Annotated in this window: 16 protein-coding genes, 1 other RNA gene and 1 pseudogene; 14 read left to right on the top strand and 4 right to left on the bottom strand. The window is 47.3% G+C overall.

The annotated features are described in order from the left end of the window. Positions 1-103: 103 nt before the first annotated feature. Positions 104-910 carry a DUF5715 family protein gene (locus KUA49_RS06560; protein ID WP_218412648.1) on the bottom strand — a complete coding sequence of 269 codons (807 nt, stop codon included), beginning with the start codon at positions 908-910 and terminating at the stop codon, positions 104-106. A gap of 136 nt (positions 911-1046) precedes the next feature. Here KUA49_RS06560 and KUA49_RS06555 point away from each other — a divergent pair, with 136 nt between their 5' ends. From KUA49_RS06555 to ssrA, 12 genes are all read left to right on the top strand, one after another. Continuing rightward, positions 1047-2018: a PhoH family protein gene (locus KUA49_RS06555; protein WP_218412647.1), complete on the top strand. Its 972-nt coding sequence runs from the start codon at positions 1047-1049 to the stop codon at positions 2016-2018. A 16-nt stretch (positions 2019-2034) separates the two neighbouring features. Continuing rightward, a complete protein-coding gene (locus tag KUA49_RS06550; RefSeq protein WP_119249312.1) occupies positions 2035-2985 on the top strand; it encodes a phosphoribosylaminoimidazolesuccinocarboxamide synthase in 951 nt (316 codons plus the stop codon). Between the two features lie 10 nt (positions 2986-2995). Beyond that, complete coding sequence (gene ubiE / locus KUA49_RS06545) at positions 2996-3730, top strand: bifunctional demethylmenaquinone methyltransferase/2-methoxy-6-polyprenyl-1,4-benzoquinol methylase UbiE (protein WP_217764421.1); 735 nt, start codon at positions 2996-2998, stop codon at positions 3728-3730. A gap of 12 nt (positions 3731-3742) precedes the next feature. After that, positions 3743-4489 (top strand): shikimate dehydrogenase family protein, encoded by a 747-nt coding sequence (locus tag KUA49_RS06540; RefSeq protein ID WP_218412646.1) that lies wholly within the window; start codon positions 3743-3745, stop codon positions 4487-4489. A gap of 59 nt (positions 4490-4548) precedes the next feature. Next, a complete protein-coding gene (locus KUA49_RS06535) occupies positions 4549-5697 on the top strand; it encodes an AIR synthase-related protein (RefSeq protein ID WP_089543523.1) in 1149 nt (382 codons plus the stop codon). A 17-nt stretch (positions 5698-5714) separates the two neighbouring features. Further along, positions 5715-6824, top strand: coding sequence for a peptide chain release factor 1 (prfA, locus tag KUA49_RS06530; RefSeq protein ID WP_119249309.1), 1110 nt, complete (start codon positions 5715-5717; stop codon positions 6822-6824). Between the two features lie 56 nt (positions 6825-6880). Continuing rightward, on the top strand, positions 6881-7723 hold the full coding sequence (gene pyrF, locus KUA49_RS06525; RefSeq protein ID WP_218412645.1) for an orotidine-5'-phosphate decarboxylase: 843 nt from the start codon (positions 6881-6883) through the stop codon (positions 7721-7723). A 358-nt stretch (positions 7724-8081) separates the two neighbouring features. Continuing rightward, positions 8082-9116, top strand: coding sequence for a UDP-3-O-(3-hydroxymyristoyl)glucosamine N-acyltransferase (gene lpxD / locus KUA49_RS06520; RefSeq protein WP_218412644.1), 1035 nt, complete (start codon positions 8082-8084; stop codon positions 9114-9116). 14 nt (positions 9117-9130) lie between these two features. Further along, positions 9131-10513: a bifunctional UDP-3-O-[3-hydroxymyristoyl] N-acetylglucosamine deacetylase/3-hydroxyacyl-ACP dehydratase gene (locus tag KUA49_RS06515; RefSeq protein WP_245398454.1), complete on the top strand. Its 1383-nt coding sequence runs from the start codon at positions 9131-9133 to the stop codon at positions 10511-10513. Positions 10514-10672: 159 nt separating this feature from the next. After that, positions 10673-11443: an acyl-ACP--UDP-N-acetylglucosamine O-acyltransferase gene (gene lpxA / locus KUA49_RS06510; protein WP_089543518.1), complete on the top strand. Its 771-nt coding sequence runs from the start codon at positions 10673-10675 to the stop codon at positions 11441-11443. Between the two features lie 93 nt (positions 11444-11536). Continuing rightward, positions 11537-12448 (top strand): tRNA (adenosine(37)-N6)-dimethylallyltransferase MiaA, encoded by a 912-nt coding sequence (gene miaA / locus KUA49_RS06505; RefSeq protein ID WP_218412643.1) that lies wholly within the window; start codon positions 11537-11539, stop codon positions 12446-12448. 242 nt (positions 12449-12690) lie between these two features. Next, positions 12691-13088: a transfer-messenger RNA gene (ssrA, locus tag KUA49_RS06500) on the top strand. A gap of 122 nt (positions 13089-13210) precedes the next feature. Here ssrA and KUA49_RS06495 read toward each other — a convergent pair. From KUA49_RS06495 to KUA49_RS17630, 3 genes are all read right to left on the bottom strand, one after another. Beyond that, entirely contained in the window at positions 13211-14695 is a 1485-nt protein-coding gene (locus tag KUA49_RS06495) for a pectinesterase family protein (RefSeq protein WP_218412642.1), read from the bottom strand. Between the two features lie 12 nt (positions 14696-14707). Then, positions 14708-14878: a hypothetical protein gene (locus KUA49_RS06490; protein ID WP_218412641.1), complete on the bottom strand. Its 171-nt coding sequence runs from the start codon at positions 14876-14878 to the stop codon at positions 14708-14710. Positions 14879-15394: 516 nt separating this feature from the next. Further along, a complete protein-coding gene (locus KUA49_RS17630; RefSeq protein WP_412178605.1) occupies positions 15395-15574 on the bottom strand; it encodes a winged helix-turn-helix domain-containing protein in 180 nt (59 codons plus the stop codon). A gap of 294 nt (positions 15575-15868) precedes the next feature. Here KUA49_RS17630 and KUA49_RS06485 point away from each other — a divergent pair. After that, positions 15869-16615, top strand: a pseudogene (locus KUA49_RS06485) (restriction endonuclease subunit S); the annotation flags it as partial. 58 nt (positions 16616-16673) lie between these two features. Continuing rightward, entirely contained in the window at positions 16674-17666 is a 993-nt protein-coding gene (gene xerA, locus KUA49_RS06480; protein WP_256624836.1) for a site-specific tyrosine recombinase/integron integrase, read from the top strand. Positions 17667-17696 lie beyond the last annotated feature (30 nt).

The following is a 17696-nucleotide window of genomic DNA, read 5'->3' as shown; positions in this document are numbered from 1 at the left end:
CAGGGCGACTTCGTAGAGATGGGCTTAACCCAGAGCGTTGCCCTGGGCTAGGAGCTTCTGCCCTTTCAGGGCGTGTGGGGCTTACTTGAGAAAAATCAGAAAATTATCTCACAGTGATATGGAAGCAACCCTGATGCACCTCGTATTTAATATAGCAGCGGTTCTTCTCACGGAAATCCCTCAACACCTCGCTGAACACCCACTTCAAGGTATCATTCTGAACCTGGCGGCGAGGCTGGTCCTTGGTCTGAATCTGCTTGTATCTGTTGTAGCAGATATCGAACGTGGTACCATAAAGATGGCACGAATTCTCGGTGGCATTACCATTACGGGTTCTGAGTTTCGCCACATCATCCTTGGTACGCAAGATGCTCGTTACAATAATCTTATGCAGCGGAATACCCTTAATCTGCAGGGAATCGAAATACGCCCTGCCTATATCCTGCAGCAACACCGAAGCCTTAGGCACCAGATAAGGAATACTGTTGTTCAGCTTATCCACATAAAAAAACGGATTGCTGCCCACATACACCAGTTTGCCCTTGCTATGCTCCGCCTCCTCACGATTCTGAACCGGAGCCACACCATGCTGGTTGGCAGCCAGAATCTGAACATCCTGCTGGTCAGGGAAAGTATTGCCGAAATGAGGCACCGAGAAAATGCGGTGCTTCACCTCCTTGCCATCCTTATCGAAGAAAATGGAAGCCATGCCCGCCATCGCCGTATCAGGCGCAGCAGAGAGCTCATCCTTCTTCATCGCTTTTAAGGAATCCACTTCCGCAGAATCCTGTCCCTTTTCATTCTTCGCCAATCTCGGCTCGGCCACGCTTGGAAACACCAGGCGAACCAGCGCCAGCAGCAGCACAACCACTACAAAACCTTGCAAATATCTATTCTTACTTATCTTCATATCTAAAAATTTCTTGCAAAGGTAACAAAATCTATCGAAATATTTGCTCATTTCAAGGAAAAGTAGTAATTTTGCAGCGTTATATAACATTATTTAGAACATTTAAGGTTGCAAACCATTTAGAAAGATAAAGATTTTGATAGAGAAACATATTATACTCGAAGATGTAGATCCAGTGATGTTCTACGGTGTAGGCAATGCCCACCTGCAGATGATTAAGTCACTGTATCCTAAGTTGCGTATCGTGGCACGCGACAACGTGCTTCGTGTGCTTGGCGACGAGGAAGAAATGGCTAAGGCAGAAGAAGACATCGAACTGATGCGCAAGCACTTAGCTAAATATAACATGCTTAACGAAGAAGATATTCTTGATATAGTAAAAGGAAAACAGACCAAGGCTGACTCCGTGAAGGGAGTACTGGTTTACAGCATCAGCGGCCGACCAATCAAGAGCCGCAGCGAAAACCAGCAGCAACTCATCGAGGCTTACGAAAAGAACGACATGGTATTTGCCGTGGGTCCTGCCGGAACCGGTAAGACCTACCTCAGCATCGCCCTTGCCGTGAAAGCCCTGAAGGAGAAGACCATCAAGAAAATCATCCTCTCACGCCCTGCCGTGGAAGCCGGAGAGAAACTCGGATTCCTGCCAGGCGACATGAAAGATAAAATTGACCCTTACTTGCAACCGCTCTATGATGCGTTGGAAGACATGATTCCTGCCGTGAAACTGCAGGACATGATGGAAAAGCACATCATCCAGATAGCGCCCCTCGCCTTCATGCGCGGACGCACACTCAGCGACGCCGTCGTCATCCTCGACGAGGCGCAGAACACCACCTCACAGCAGATTCGCATGTTCCTCACCCGAATGGGCATGAACACCAAGATGATCATCACCGGCGACCTGACCCAGATAGACCTGCCAAGAGAGCAGCGAAGCGGACTGAAGGAAGCCCTCAAGATTCTAGACGGCGTGGAAGGCATCGGAGTAGTGAAGCTGGGACAGAAGGACATCGTGCGCCACAAGCTCGTAACCCGCATCGTCAACGCATACGACAAGTATGACAAGGAGAGAGCGGAAGCACGGGAAGCTCAAAAAACAAATTAATTATAAATTAAATAAAATGAAAGCATTAACAAAGACAGATTTCCATTTCGATGGACAGAAGAGTGTTTACCACGGTAAAGTACGTGATGTGTATGACATTAACGACGACATCCTCGTGATGGTCGCTACCGACAGAATCTCAGCGTTCGACGTTGTTCTGCCTAAGGGTATCCCATTCAAGGGTCAGGTGCTCAACCAGATTGCAGCTAAGTTCCTGGACACAACTACAGACATCTGTCCAAACTGGAAGTTGGCTACTCCAGACCCAATGGTTACCGTAGGTTTGAAGTGCGAAGGTTTCCGTGTGGAGATGATCATCCGTTCTATCCTCACCGGTAGTGCATGGCGCGACTATCAGAAGGGCTGCCGCGAGATCTGCGGTGTGAAGTTGCCAGACGGTATGCGCGAGAACGAACGTTTCCCTGAGCCAATCATCACCCCTACCACAAAGGCTGATGAGGGTCACGACATGAACATCTCTAAGGAAGAGATCATCGCCCAGGGTATTGTTAGTGCAGAGGATTACGCCGTGATGGAAGACTACACACGCCGCATCTTCGCCCGTGGTCAGGAAATCGCTGCCAAGCAGGGCTTGATTCTCGTAGATACCAAGTATGAGTTCGGCAAGCGCGACGGCAAGGTTTATCTCATCGACGAGATCCATACTCCAGACTCTAGCCGCTACTTCTATGCCGACGGTTACGAGGAGAAGTTTGAGAAGGGTGAGCCTCAGCGCCAGCTTTCCAAGGAGTTCGTTCGCCAGTGGCTCATCGAGCACAACTTCATGAACGAGCCAGGTCAGACTATGCCTGAGATTACCGACGAGTATGCAGAGAGCGTATCAGACCGTTACATCGAGCTGTACGAGCACATCACAGGCGAGAAGTTCGACAAGGCTGCAGAGGAAGGCGACATCGCTGCCCGCATCGAGAAGAACGTAAGCGAGTGGCTTGCAGCACACAAGTAAACTATATATAATGTATAGACAAGAACAGATTAAGCCCTACGAGGGCACAGGAGAAAAGGGAAAATTGGTAGAGGAGATGTTTGATAACATCGCCCCTACCTACGACACCCTGAACCACCGACTCTCGTGGGATATCGATAAGGGATGGCGCAAGAAGGCAATCAGGCGTCTTGCGCCCTTCTCTCCAAAGACAATGCTCGACATCGCCACCGGAACCGGCGACTTCGCCATCCTATCCGCACAGATGCTGCATCCCGAAAAACTCATCGGTGCCGACATCTCGCAGGGCATGATGGAGATAGGAAGACAGAAGGTGAAGCAGCTGGGACTGGACCACGTGATCCGCTTCGACAAGGAAGACTGCCTCCACCTCTCGTACGAAGACAACACCTTCGACGCCGTGACCGCCGCCTTCGGCATCCGCAACTTCCAGAACCTGGACCAGGGACTCCGGGAAATGTGCCGAGTACTCAAAAAGGGCGGACATCTCTGCATCGTGGAGCTCACCACCCCCGTCAGTTTCCCAATGAAGCAGCTGTTCCACATCTACTCACATACAGTGTTGCCCATCTACGGCAAGCTGATATCGAAAGACCAGAGCGCCTACAGCTATCTCACGAAGACCATCGAGGCATTCCCGCAGGGAGAGACGATGATGGAGGTGTTCAGGAAGGCAGGTTTTGAAAAGGCAGAGTTCACAAGACTCACCTTCGGCATCTGCACCCTTTATTTTGCAACCAAATAAAACAAAGATATTATGGATAAGTATGGACTCATAGGGTACCCCCTAGGACATTCGTTCTCAAAGAGTTACTTCAACGAGAAGTTTGAGAACGAGGGCATCAATGCCGAATATATCAACTTCGAGATACCAAGCATCGGGGATCTTACAGAGATACTCGACTCCAATCCCGAGTTGAAAGGTCTCAACGTAACCATCCCCTACAAGGAGAAGGTGATCAGCTATCTTGATTCCGTAAGCCCGGAGGCTAATGCCATCGGAGCGGTGAACGTGGTGAAGATAGAGCACAAAGGCGATGAAACCATCCTCAAGGGATACAACAGTGATGTCATCGGATTCACCCAGAGCATAGAGCCTTTCATCGAATCTTATCACAAGAAGGCGCTCATCCTGGGTACGGGCGGTGCATCGAAAGCCATCAACTACGGTCTGAAATCACTCGGACTGGAGACGGTGTTCGTGAGTCGATACGAGCGTCCAGGTACTATCCAGTACGAAAAAATCACTCCTGAGGTCATCAAGGAATACAATGTCATCGTCAACTGCACTCCAGTGGGCATGTATCCTCATGCAGACGAGTGCCCTCCGCTGCCTTACGAGGCGATGGATACCCACACGCTGCTCTACGACCTCATCTACAATCCCGACGAAACCCTCTTCATGAAGAAGGGAAAAGAGCATGGAGCCACAGTAAAGAATGGTTTGGAGATGCTCTTGTTGCAAGCCTTTGCATCATGGGATTTCTGGCACCAGGAAAAATAAGCATATCATAAAGTTCAAACTTCAAAGTTCAAAGTAAGAATATGAGTAACAATAGATATATGATGCGCGGTGTAAGCGCAGCAAAGGAAGACGTTCACAACGCCATCAAGAACATCGACAAGGGTATCTTCCCACAGGCATTCTGCAAGATTATACCTGATATCTTGGGCGGTGACCCAGAGTATTGCAACATTATGCACGCCGACGGTGCAGGTACCAAGTCAAGCTTGGCCTACATGTACTGGAAGGAGACCGGCGACCTCTCTGTATGGAAGGGTATCGCTCAGGATGCTATCGTGATGAATACCGACGACCTGCTCTGCGTGGGTGCCGTAGACAACATCCTCGTTAGCTCTACCATCGGCCGCAACAAGATGCTCATCCCTGGCGAGGTGATCTCGGCTATCATCAACGGTACCGACGACCTGCTCCACGAGATGCGCGAGATGGGTATCGGCATCTATCCTACAGGTGGTGAGACTGCCGATGTAGGCGACCTGGTTCGTACCATCATCGTTGACTCTACCGTTACCTGCCGCATGAAGCGCAGCGATGTTATCGACAATGCCAACATCCGTCCAGGCGATGTTATCGTAGGTCTTTCTTCTACAGGTCAGGCTACATACGAGAAGAAGTACAACGGCGGTATGGGTAGCAACGGTTTGACTTCTGCCCGCCACGATGTATTCGCCAAGTATCTCGCTGAGAACTATCCTGAGAGCTATGACCACGCCGTACCTGACGAGTTGGTTTACAGCGGCAAGTATAAGTTGACCGACGAGGTTGAGGGTTCTCCTATCAACGCCGGTGAACTGGTACTCTCTCCTACCCGCACCTATGCCCCAGTAATCAAGAAGATTCTGGATGAGCTTCGCCCAGAGGTTCACGGTATGGTTCACTGCACAGGTGGTGCCCAGACCAAGGTTCTGCACTTCGTAGGCGAGAACTGCAAGGTAGTGAAGGACAACATGTTCCCTGTACCTCCACTCTTCAAGGCTATCCACGACTGCTCAGAGACAGACTGGAAGGAGATGTACCAGGTATTCAACATGGGTCACCGCATGGAGATCTACGTTCGCCCAGAGGTAGCCGAGAAGGTCATCGCCATCAGCAAGAGCTTCAACATCGATGCTCAGATTGTGGGTCACATCGAGGAAGGCAAGCGCAGCCTGACCATCAAGAGCGAATTCGGAACATTCGAATACTAAAAATAGAATTAAAATTAATGGATAATAACAACATATTACAGAAGCTAGAAGGCTTAGAGAGCCGATACGAGGAAGTAAGCACCCTCATTACCGACCCTGATGTCATCGCCGACCAGCCACGCTACGTGAAGCTGACCAAGGAGTGGAAAGACCTTGGCGACATCATGGACGCACGCAAGCGATACATCAACTGTCTGAACAGCATCAAGGAGGCTAAGGATATCCTCGCCAACGAAAGCGACCCTGAAATGAAGGAGATGGCGCGCGAGGAACTCAACGAGAACGAGGCTCTGCAGCCTAAACTTGAAGAGGAAATCAAGATTGCCCTGGTTCCTAAGGACCCAGAAGATGCCAAGAATGTTCAGATGGAGATTCGTGGCGGTGCCGGCGGCGACGAGGCTGCCCTCTTCGCCGGTGACCTCTTCTCTATGTATAAGAAATATTGTGAGTCTAAGGGATGGTCTGTCAGCGTGACATCTGTCTCTGAGGGCGCTGTGGGTGGATACAAGGAAATCGACTTCGCCGTAAGCGGAACAGACGTTTATGGTACATTGAAGTATGAGTCTGGTGTTCACCGTGTTCAGCGTGTGCCAGCTACTGAGACTCAGGGCCGTATGCATACCTCAGCCGCTACCGTGGCTGTATTGCCAGAGGCAGATAAGTTCGAGGTGAACATCAACGAGGGTGACATCAAGTGGGATACCTTCCGAAGCTCAGGTGCTGGTGGTCAGAACGTGAACAAGGTGGAGTCTGGAGTTCGCCTCCGCTATCCTTGGAAGAACCCTAACACAGGCGAGGTAGAGGAAATCCTCATCGAGTGTACTGAGACCCGTGACCAGCCAAAGAACAAGGAGCGTGCCTTGAGCCGCCTCTATACCTTCATCCACGACCGTGAGCATCAGAAGTATGTTGACGATATCGCCAGCCGCCGCAAGAGCCTCGTATCTACCGGCGACCGCAGTGCGAAGATTCGTACCTACAACTTCCCACAGGGTCGTGTTACCGACCACCGTATCGGTTACACCACCCACGACCTCAATGGTTTCCTGGCTGGTAACATCCAGGATATGATTGATGCCCTGACCGTGGCAGAGAACGCAGAGAAACTGAAAGAAACAGAATTGTAAAACCCTTATTCATCGTTCCGATTATCGGAGCGATGAATCATCGTAAATACCATATTATGAACAGAAAAGAACTTGTAGAGCAGATTTTCGCCAAGAAGAGCTTCTTGTGCGTAGGTCTTGACACAGATATCAATAAGTTGCCAAAGTGCATCACAGAGAGTGAAGACATCCAGGGCGCTGAAGCCGAGATGATGTTTAAGTTCAACCAGGCTATCATCGACGCTACCGCTCCTTACTGTGTGGCTTACAAGCCAAACCTGGCTTTCTATGAGAGCCGTGGCATTGACGGCATGATTGCCTTCGAGAACACCATCAAGTATCTCAAGAGCCACTATCCAAACCACTTCATCATCGCTGATGCTAAGCGTGGCGACATCGGCAACACCTCCAAGATGTATGCCCAGACTTTCTTCGAGGAGTACAACCTCGATTCAGTAACCGTAGCTCCTTACATGGGCGAAGATTCTGTCAAGCCTTTCCTCGAGTATGAGGGCAAGTGGGTCATCCTCCTGGCTTTGACCAGCAACAAGGGTAGCCACGACTTCCAGCTCACAGAGGATAAGGAAGGCGAGCGTCTCTTTGAGAAGGTTCTGAAGAAGAGCCAGGAATGGGGCAACGATGAGAACATGATGTACGTAGTAGGTGCTACCCAGGGCCAGATGTTCGAGGACATCCGCAAGGTGGCTCCTAACCACTTCCTCCTTGTTCCAGGCGTAGGTGCCCAGGGCGGCAGCCTCCAGGAGGTTTGCAAGTATGGCATCATCAAGGATTGCGGTCTGCTCGTCAATTCATCCCGCGGCATCATCTACGCCAGCAATGGCGAAGACTTCGCCGAGGTAGCAGGTCAGAAGGCAAAGGAGCTGCAGGAGCAAATGGCAGCAGAGCTTGCTAAGTTATAAGCTGGCAGCACGCCCTGAACCAACGGTCACCGGCCGAAGGGAAAGGTAAAGGGCAAAAACCGGCAAGCAAGTCTCCCGCTAGGCGTCCCGGCGGATTTGAAATCCGCCGTAAAAAAAGGTTCGACCTCTTAAACCGGGGGATTTGCAATCCCCCACAAAAATAAGATTTTAGGCGCAAAGTATCTTGAAAAAGACGCTTTGCGCCTTAAAAATACCTATTTATAGGCGAAAAAAGCAAAATATTACGAAAGAATGACAAGTATTTAAATCTTTTTTGCTATTTTTGCAAACAAAATGTGTTTCCTAAAGAAAATCTTACCAGGAGACTCAAGTAGAACAAACTAGAAGATAGATAAATATGGAATTTACCGCATCGCAAATAGCCCAGTTCGTTCAGGGCCGTGTGGAAGGTGATGAGAATGCAAAAGTCAACACCTTCGCCAAAATTGAAGAAGGTAAGGAAGGCGCTATCTCGTTCCTTTCAAACCCTAAATATACTCACTTCGTGTACGACACGAAGTCTAGCATCGTACTCATCGATGAAACCGTGGAGCTGGAACACCCAGTCAGCGCTACCCTCATCCGTGTGAAGAATGCCTACGAATGTGTGGCTAAGTTGCTTCAGATGTACGAGTCTATGAAACCTAAAAAGACTGGCATCGACCCATTGGCCTTTGTTTCTCCAAAGGCTAAGGTGGCAGAAAACGTCTATATCGGTGCTTTCGCCTATATCAGCGATGGCGCAGAGGTAGGCGAAGGTAGCCAGATTTATCCTCACGCCTACATCGGCGAGGGTGTGAAGGTGGGCAAGAATGCCCTCATCTACCCTCACGTAACCATTTATCACGGCTGTAAGCTCGGCGATAACGTGACTCTCCATGCAGGTTGCGTCATCGGTGCTGATGGCTTCGGCTTCGCTCCAGGTCCTGATGGATATGACAAGATTCCTCAGATTGGTATCGTAACCATCGAGGATGATGTGGAGATTGGTGCCAACACTTGCGTTGACCGCTCTACCATGGGCTCTACCTACGTTCGCAAGGGCGTGAAGCTCGACAATATGGTTCAGATTGCCCATAATACCGACATCGGTGCCAACACCGTGATGTCTGCACAGGTGGGTGTAGCCGGCAGTACCAAGGTAGGCGAATGGTGTATGTTTGGCGGTCAGGTAGGTCTCGCCGGTCACATCACCATCGGCGACAAGGTGTTCCTCGGAGCACAGAGCGGTGTGCCAGGCAGCCTCAAGAGCGGCCAGCAGCTCATCGGTACTCCTCCTATGGAGCAGCGTGCTTACTTCAAGTCACAGGCCATCTTCCGTCGCCTGCCTGACATGTACAAGGAACTCAACGACCTGAAGAAGCAGATTGAAGAATTAAAGAAAAATAAATAAAACTATATATAATTATGTCAAAACAGAAGACACTGAAAGGTAGCTTCTCTCTTTGCGGCAAGGGATTGCACACAGGCTTGAGCCTCACCGTGACTTTCAATCCTGCACCAGAGAACACCGGTTATAAGATACAGCGCATCGACCTCGAAGGCGAGCCTATCATCCAGGCTGTGGCTGAGAACGTCGTTGAAACCCAGCGTGGCACCGTACTCGGCAAGGGCGATATCCGCATCTCTACCATCGAGCACGGTATGTCAGCACTCTATGCTCTCGGCATCGACAACTGTTTCATCCAGGTAAACGGTCCTGAGTTCCCTATCCTCGACGGCTCTGCATCCATGTATGTAGAGAAGATTCAGAGCGTGGGCATCCAGGAGCAGAATGCAGAGAAGGACTACTATATCATCCGTCATAAGATTGAGGTGAAGGACGACAACGGTTCTGTCATCACCATTCTTCCAGATGAGGAGTTCAGCATCACGGCGATGTGTTCTTTCGAGAGCAAGTTCATCAACAGCCAGTTTGCTACCCTCGACAAGATGGAGACCTACGTTGACGAGATTGCTTCTGCACGTACCTTCGTATTCGTTCGCGATATCATGCCATTGCTCCAGGCCAACCTCATCAAAGGTGGCGACTTGGACAATGCCATCGTTATCTACGAGCGCCAGGTAGAGCAGGCTCAGCTCGATCAGCTCGCCGACCACCTCAAGGTGCCTCACATGGATGCCAACAAGTTGGGTTACATCCAGCACCGCCCATTGCAGTGGGAGAACGAATGTACACGCCATAAACTGCTCGACATCATCGGCGATATGGCGCTCATCGGCAAGCCTATCAAGGGTCGCATCATTGCAACCCGTCCGGGCCACACCGTGAACAACAAGTTCGCCCGTCTCATGCGCAAGGAGATCCGCAAGCACGAAATCCAGGCTCCTATCTACGATCCAAACGAGGAGCCAATCATGGATAACATCCGCATCCGCCAGCTCCTGCCTCATCGCTACCCAATGCAGTTGGTTGATAAGGTCATCGCTATGGGTCCTACCAGCATCGTGGGCGTTAAGAACGTAACCAGCAACGAGCCATTCTTCACCGGTCACTTCCCTGAGGAGCCAGTAATGCCAGGCGTTCTCCAGGTAGAGGCGATGGCACAGTGTGGCGGTCTGCTCGTATTGAACCAGCTGGAAGAGCCTGAGCGCTGGAGCACTTACTTCATGAAGCTCGACGACGTGAAGTTCCGCAAGAAGGTGGTTCCGGGCGATACCCTCCTCTTCCGTGTGGAGTTGCTCGCACCCGTGCGTCATGGCATCAGCTCTATGAAGGGCTACATGTTCGTAGGCGACCAGGTGGTGGCAGAGGCTACTTTCACTGCACAGATTGTTAAGAACAAGTAATAACCAGTTTATAGTTGATAGTTTACAGTTTATAGTTTACAGTTTATAGTTGATAGCAGCTACACCTTTTTAGCAAGATGCCAAGGCGGTTTATGCTATAAATTATAAACTCTAAAAACTGCTGTAAACTATAAATTATAAACTTTAAACTAAATAGAAATGAATCAGATTAGTCCATTAGCGTTTGTTCATCCAGAGGCAAAACTCGGTGACAACAACATTATCGGTCCTTTCTGCTATATCGACAAGGACACCGTTTTGGGCGATAACAACGTATTGCAGAACAGCGTTACCATCCACGTGGGCGCTCGTATTGGCAACAATAATGAATTCTTCCCAGGCGCCAGCATCTCTACCAAGCCTCAGGACTTGAAGTTCAAGGGCGAGGTGACAACCTGCGAGGTAGGCGACAACAACAGCATCCGTGAGAACGTTACTATCTCTCGTGGTACTGCCTCTAAGGGCAAGACCGTGGTAGGCAGCAACAACCTCCTGATGGAGACTGTTCACGTGGCTCACGACTGCGAGTTGGGCAGTGGCTTGATTATCGGTAACTCAACCAAGTTTGCCGGCGAGGTGGTTGTAGATGACAACGCCATCGTCAGCGCCAACGTTCTCGTTCATCAGTTCTGCCACATCGCAGGCTACGTGATGATCCAGGGCGGTTGCCGTTTCTCTCAGGATATTCCTCCTTATATCATTGCCGGCAAGGAGCCAACCCGCTATTGCAGCATCAACCTCATCGGTTTGCGTCGCCGTGGTTTCAGCAACGAGACCATCCAGAACATCCACGAGGCTTATCGCCTGCTCTACAGCAAGGGCATCCTGAAGGAAGGTATCGAGGAAATCAAGAAGAATCTTGAGGTGACTAAGGAAATCCAGTACATCATCGACTTCGTAGAGAGTTCTCAGCGAGGCATCATCCGATAAAGAAAACGCCCTGAAAGGGCAAAAGCACATAGCCCAGGGCATCGCCCTGGGTTTATTTATAATATAACGAAGACGCCCTGTAAGGGCAAAAGCATGAATAAGAAAGAAAAAACATTAATCGTTGTTTTAGGCCCTACAGGTGTAGGTAAGACCGAGCTCTGCCTTTCTCTGGCAGAGCATCTCTCTATACCTATTATTAATGCCGACTCCCGCCAGATCTTCGCCGAACTCCCTATCGGAACAGCAGCGCCTACTGCCGAACAGCAGCAGAGGGTGAAGCATTATTTCGTAGGAAACCACCACATCGAAGATTATTACAGCGCAGCCCAATACGAGGCCGATGTGATGAATCTCCTGGAAGAAGAAATCTTCAAGAATCACGATGTGGCGCTGCTTACAGGCGGCAGCATGATGTATATCGATGCCGTATGCAAGGGTATCGACGATATTCCTACCGTGCGGGATGACATCCGTACCTGGATGAAACAGCGCCTGGAAAACGAAGGCTTGGAAGCACTGGTAGAAGAACTCCACAAGATGGACCCGGAGCATTGGGCGATAGTAGATAAGAAGAATCCACGCCGCGTGGTGCATGCCCTGGAAATCTGTCACCAGACTGGCAAGACCTACACTTCTTTCCGAGTAGCCGAAAAGAAGCAGCGACCTTTCCGCATCATCAAGATAGGCCTGAACCGCGACCGTGCCGAACTGTACGACCGAATCAACCAGCGTGTACTGATGATGATGGAGGAAGGTCTGGAGGCAGAAGCCCGCAACGTATATCCACACAAGGGTCTCACTGCCTTGAGAACCGTGGGCTACAAGGAAATGTTTGCCTATTTCGATGGCGAGATAGATAAGGATGAAGCCATCCGCCAGATACAGTCGCATAGCCGTGAATACATGCGCAAGCAGCTCACCTGGTTTAAGCGAGATGCCGAAATCCACTGGTATCATCCCGACCAGCAGGATGAAATCATCCGATTTATTGATGAAGAGATATAAACGTAAATCGCCCGATAGCATCAAAGAATATGCTATCGGGCGATTTTCATATATTCCGATGATTCGCTCAGACGTATTGATAACTCTGATACCCTCCACAATTTCTTTCAAAATTCTAAACAAAAACGGTCTCCCAACCGCATTATCCCGATATTTTAAAGAAAAAACGAAGATTTTTCCGAAAATATTTGGTTATTTCAAAATTTCGCTTTATCTTTGCACTCTAGTTATCAAGAAATCTCGGGGTTGACTGGATTTGACGGCGAGATGAAATGGTACGTAAGCATGCGGAGGCTCGTTGGCTACCTCCTAAATCCTAGTGAACAAAAAATTAATTGGCGAAAATAACTACGCTCTCGCTGCTTAATCGAAGTACAGTAGATTAGCTTTATTCCGGCACAAGGTGCTGGAACGGGACATCGCTCAACGGATGTAGTTCCGAATCTTGTTGATCAAGCGGTGCAGGTAAATCGGAAATAGTTCATGTACGCCTCGTTGCATGGATGAAATTTTAGAGGATAAGGGTATGATTGGTGGTCCAGGTCTTGTCATACCTCGAAAATTGAAGGCTGGAATAAGCATGTAGAAAGCGTATGGTTTCCTTGTGCGGACGAGGGTTCGATTCCCTCCAGCTCCACCCTATAAGCAAAAAGCAGCTGATTTTCAGCTGCTTTTTTTGTTTTTATTGCATAACGGATTGTCAAAGAACTGGGCATGGCTTCTATATGCTGACCCATTTTGTGACATAAATAATCTCCTTTCTTACCAATTCAACACCCAACTTGCATTGGAATATTTTCCTATAATCTCTGCGTCCTTGATGACATGAAGCTGGCGGACATACGTGTTTCTCTTGCTGGTATCTATAGCTTTACCTTCCTTGTCATGGCTATTGAATTCCAACAGGACTGCTGAAGATGCAGATTTGTCAATCGGTCCAAAACCTTCAGAAGGTACATCGTCGAGTGTACAGTTCAGCAACACACACTCCGCATCAGGATAATTCCTTCCTTTATTATCAGGCAGACGGGCTATTACGGCATCCTTGCTCAATCCTCTGAAAGTGCAATCATTGAAGATGTTACCATGGTTATCCCTGGTATTTCTAATCCACATGAAAGCACCATAGCTGGAAAGGGTGCAGTGATTGAAGTAGGATGGACCTCTTCCCAAAACCGTATCCCCTCCTCCATCTATGATGCAGTTGAGCCAGTAAGCTGATCCATTCACCTGAAGTGCATCGCCATCACCGATGATATGTACATCTTCTGCCAGGTTTCGCTCTCCATTTAGAAGAAAGCCCTCTGCCTGTCCCTTGCAATCAGTCTTGAATGTGATATCTTTGAAAATCATGTCGGCACAGTTGTCTGCTGCAACTGCTGCACGGCGTGAAGGGAAGGTTCCTTTCAACTCATTGGTTTTGATATCAACAGGATGAGGATTGAAAACCTCGTTATTAGGGTAATGTACTACCACTCCATCCATGGACTCTCCCTGGATGGTAACAAATCGTTTGTTGCGGAAATACACCAGTTCCTCATAATCTCCATTCTTGACGAAAACCGTTTTCCTGCAAGCTTCTGTTGGCAATGAGTCTGGTATCCAATCCATGGCACCTTGCAGGGTTGAGAAATCTCCGCTTCCATCTGCAGCCACTACCACCTGACTCAAATCCGCAGAAGGTGCGTTCTTCTTGGTGGTGAACTTCCAAGATGTCTTGCCCTTCCAACCTTCAATCACACCGTTGCTTATCTTTACTTCATACTCATGGCCGTAATCCAACATGTTGTTATGCAGATAAATGGTGGCCTTGCTGCCATGACAGAAAACAGGATAGAAGTGGAAAGCATCAGAGAAGCCGCCTATGATGGTCTTCTGGTATTTGCGCTTATCTTCCTTGGCCGCACCCGACGGAGTGCCCGGACGGGTATTGCGATTGGTGATGTGCCCTACCTTATATATATAGGGTACTGGAGTATAGATGGCATGGGGATTCTTGGGCTGTCCTTCCACAGGACCTGCCGGAATACTCATGTCGATTCTGTCAACCACCTTGCGGGTAGTCTTATCAGTAACTGTGATAACACCCTTGCTGCCGGCTTTCACCGTCTTGTCAAACTCAATGACCAGATGTGTATCAACGTTGATGTCCTGGGCATTCTCATGTGGATAAAAACTGATTGGAGTTTGTGCCATCAGGTTCATACCAACAAAGAAATCTACCGTTAAAAAAAAGATTCGTTTCATATTTAAAAGTCTTTAATATTGTTTTTTGTACCAGTCTAATACATCACCTTGCTGACCTGCCATTTCATACCCAAAAACACCGATGCCTTGCGCATAGCAGACACCCATGTTGTTCATCGCCATCAAATCTCCTTCAAGAGCTTGCTGACGATACTTGTTCGTCGTTTCACGTTCCTTTTTCATTTCTGTAATCTCAACTTGGGTGCAAAGGTACAACTTTTATTTTGATTTTTTGCATCGTGAAGAGCTAAAAAAGAAAAGGCAGCAGCAAGCTTCTTCGCAAACGCCTACAACTGCCATCTCTAAATGAAGTGTAGGAATGATTCGTTTACGATTTATTTTTGCTTTCACAATTCTTCAAAACCACTGATTACCAATACGTTTAGGATGAAGGCAGTTTATAAGCAGAAAATATGATAGTACTAATAGGAGTAGCTGACATTTCCAACAAGAAGTATTGATATCCCTATCAGGAGAAACAGATACTATCTAGCATCGGCTGATCCGTGTCATCCATATAGATGACTCTAGTCAGCTATATAGATTACTGGTATCAACCGATACGAGAAGAATATTCCCCGTCCTTCTTTACCTGCCAGCTACTCCCACTCATCATTATCTTCCACCCTCCTTCACCTATCAACCATTTTTCCTCTTCATTATTCTCCTTTCACACTTAATCCACTATGATACAAAGAGTTAATATGAGTGTGAAAGCATTTTGAAATAGACATGGAAATCGTCTCGAAGGATTCTGATTTCTCTATTAATCTTACTTACTGACATACCTGTCTTTCTTGCTAATTCGGGAATAGTCATCTTGTTGTTATCCAACACAGACGATACAATAACCTTCTGTATATCAGATAGGTTTTTCATGTCATCTTTCATGTCATCTTTCATGTCACCTTTCAGGATTGGTCCTCCTAGACAATCCGGATTACATGGTATGTCTATCAAGAAAAACGTTCGCTCTTCATCAGTCTCTATCGTAGCACGTGACGATCCATTTTAACGCAACCTCTTTTATGACACCTTTTACGACATCCCTCATCTCCTGTAGGCGGACATTCTTGTTGTACCATGAAAGCCTACTCAGTAATAAAAGTATAAAGCAGTACATGAAGATGAGTAACCTCCGATAAAAAGGAAGCCTAGCAACTACGTTCACCACAGATAAATGATAATTTAGAGGCGATAGCAAAGCAACTCTACGACTATTGGTTTGTACAATTTGACTTCCCGAATGAGGAGGGCAAACCATACAAATCAAGTGGCGGAGCTATGGTCTATAATGAACGCCTCAAAAGAGAAGTTCCTATTGGTTGGGAAGTTGAAAATCTAATCGATTTTGCAGAAATAAAGAATGGTGCGACACCTTCAACTGCCGACGAAGCAAATTATGGTGGTGATATAGTTTGGGTAACTCCAAAGGATTTGTCTGACCAACAATCAAAGTTTGTGTATCAAGGTGAACGCAACATAACAAAGCAAGGTTTCGATTCTTGTAGTACAAGTATGCTTCCAACAAATTCTGTACTTATGTCAAGTCGTGCTCCAATCGGTCTGGTTTCTATTGCAAAGCATGAGGTCTGTACAAATCAAGGTTTCAAGAGTTTTATTCCTAAGAATATAAGTGATTCTATCTATTTGTACTACTACATAAAACACCATATCAAGCAAATAGAACAATTAGGAACAGGTACGACTTTCAAAGAAGTTTCAAGGGATGACCTCTGCAAGTTTCCAATTCTTACTATTGGTGCAAAAGACATCTATGTGCAATGGATAGAATTACAAAATGGAATAGCAGACAAACAGCTTGCTCTTACTAAAGAAATTGCTGCTCTAACTAAGCAGCGAGACGAGTTATTACCTCTATTAATGAACGGTCAAGTAACGGTAAATTATCATTTATCAGTTTTGTTTATTACTAAAATTATGTTATATTATAAGGAGACAAACATTAATTTTAGATATGAAAGAAATAATAATACAAAACGTTTTAGATGGAATGAGAGCGGTTCTGTCAGTTGAACAGCTGGATTTGTTAAGCGAAGTGACTCTAAAAGCATTGGCTGAATACGAAATTGTGGTTAAAGCTACAGACGAAGAACAGCGTGATAAAGAAAATTCAGATCTCCTTGGAGCTTTTATTTCTTCGAAAAAAGTTGAAGGATGTTCTGAAAAAACGCTCCACTATTATAGGTCTTCTATAGAGAAGATGATTGCTGCTGTCAAGAAGAATGTCTGCAATGTTACTACTAATGATATTCGCTGCTATTTGGCTGATATGCAGGAACAACGAAAGTTGAGCAAGGTGACAATAGATAATTTGAGACGCATCTTTTCAAGCTTCTTTTCTTGGATGGAAGATGAGGACTATATCACTAAAAGTCCGGTGCGCAGAATACATAAAGTACGTACTGATGCTTTGGTGAAAGAGGTGCTGACGGATGAGAATATAGAAGTGTTGCGTGACAGTTGTCAAGAACTTCGTGATGTGGCGATGATAGATTTGCTACTCAGTACAGGCATGCGTGTGGGTGAGTTGGTAAAAATCAACCGTGAAGACATTGACTTTCAAGAGCGCCAATGTGTTGTGTTTGGAAAGGGTAATAAAGAGCGAGAGGTGTACTTCAATGCTCGTACGAAAATACACCTCAAAAAGTATCTGAATCAACGCTCAGATTCTAATCCTGCATTGTTCGTCTGTCTCAAGAAACCTCATACCCGATTAACAATTAGTGGCGTTGAGGTTCGCTTGCGCCAGTTGGGCAAGAAAGTTAATCTGCATAAGGTACATCCTCATAAGTTCCGCAGGACTTTGGCAACAATGGCTATAGACAAGGGTATGCCAATAGAGCAGGTGCAAAAGATGTTGGGACATGTGAAAATTGATACTACGCTGCATTATGCTATGGTAAATCAGACAAATGTCAAGATAGCACACCGAAAATTTCTTAATTAAGGTTTACAAATTAGTTATTCTGCTTGATTT

Source organism: Segatella copri (assembly GCF_019249655.2).
Classification (GTDB): Bacteria; Bacteroidota; Bacteroidia; order Bacteroidales; family Bacteroidaceae; genus Prevotella.
The sequence above is the reverse complement of the archived record's forward strand: the minus strand, read 5'-3'. Positions and strand labels throughout refer to the sequence as shown.

Coding starts and splice junctions, on each gene's coding strand:
- miaA (WP_218412643.1), top strand. CDS start 11,537: ATGAATAAGAAAGAAAAAACATTAATCGTTGTTTTAGGCCCTACAGGT.
- KUA49_RS17630 (WP_412178605.1), bottom strand. CDS start 15,574: ATGAAAAACCTATCTGATATACAGAAGGTTATTGTATCGTCTGTGTTG.
- KUA49_RS06560 (WP_218412648.1), bottom strand. CDS start 910: ATGAAGATAAGTAAGAATAGATATTTGCAAGGTTTTGTAGTGGTTGTG.
- KUA49_RS06540 (WP_218412646.1), top strand. CDS start 3,743: ATGGATAAGTATGGACTCATAGGGTACCCCCTAGGACATTCGTTCTCA.
- ubiE (WP_217764421.1), top strand. CDS start 2,996: ATGTATAGACAAGAACAGATTAAGCCCTACGAGGGCACAGGAGAAAAG.
- xerA (WP_256624836.1), top strand. CDS start 16,674: ATGAAAGAAATAATAATACAAAACGTTTTAGATGGAATGAGAGCGGTT.
- prfA (WP_119249309.1), top strand. CDS start 5,715: ATGGATAATAACAACATATTACAGAAGCTAGAAGGCTTAGAGAGCCGA.
- KUA49_RS06535 (WP_089543523.1), top strand. CDS start 4,549: ATGATGCGCGGTGTAAGCGCAGCAAAGGAAGACGTTCACAACGCCATC.
- KUA49_RS06550 (WP_119249312.1), top strand. CDS start 2,035: ATGAAAGCATTAACAAAGACAGATTTCCATTTCGATGGACAGAAGAGT.
- lpxD (WP_218412644.1), top strand. CDS start 8,082: ATGGAATTTACCGCATCGCAAATAGCCCAGTTCGTTCAGGGCCGTGTG.
- KUA49_RS06490 (WP_218412641.1), bottom strand. CDS start 14,878: ATGAAAAAGGAACGTGAAACGACGAACAAGTATCGTCAGCAAGCTCTT.
- KUA49_RS06515 (WP_245398454.1), top strand. CDS start 9,131: ATGTCAAAACAGAAGACACTGAAAGGTAGCTTCTCTCTTTGCGGCAAG.
- lpxA (WP_089543518.1), top strand. CDS start 10,673: ATGAATCAGATTAGTCCATTAGCGTTTGTTCATCCAGAGGCAAAACTC.
- KUA49_RS06495 (WP_218412642.1), bottom strand. CDS start 14,695: ATGAAACGAATCTTTTTTTTAACGGTAGATTTCTTTGTTGGTATGAAC.
- pyrF (WP_218412645.1), top strand. CDS start 6,881: ATGAACAGAAAAGAACTTGTAGAGCAGATTTTCGCCAAGAAGAGCTTC.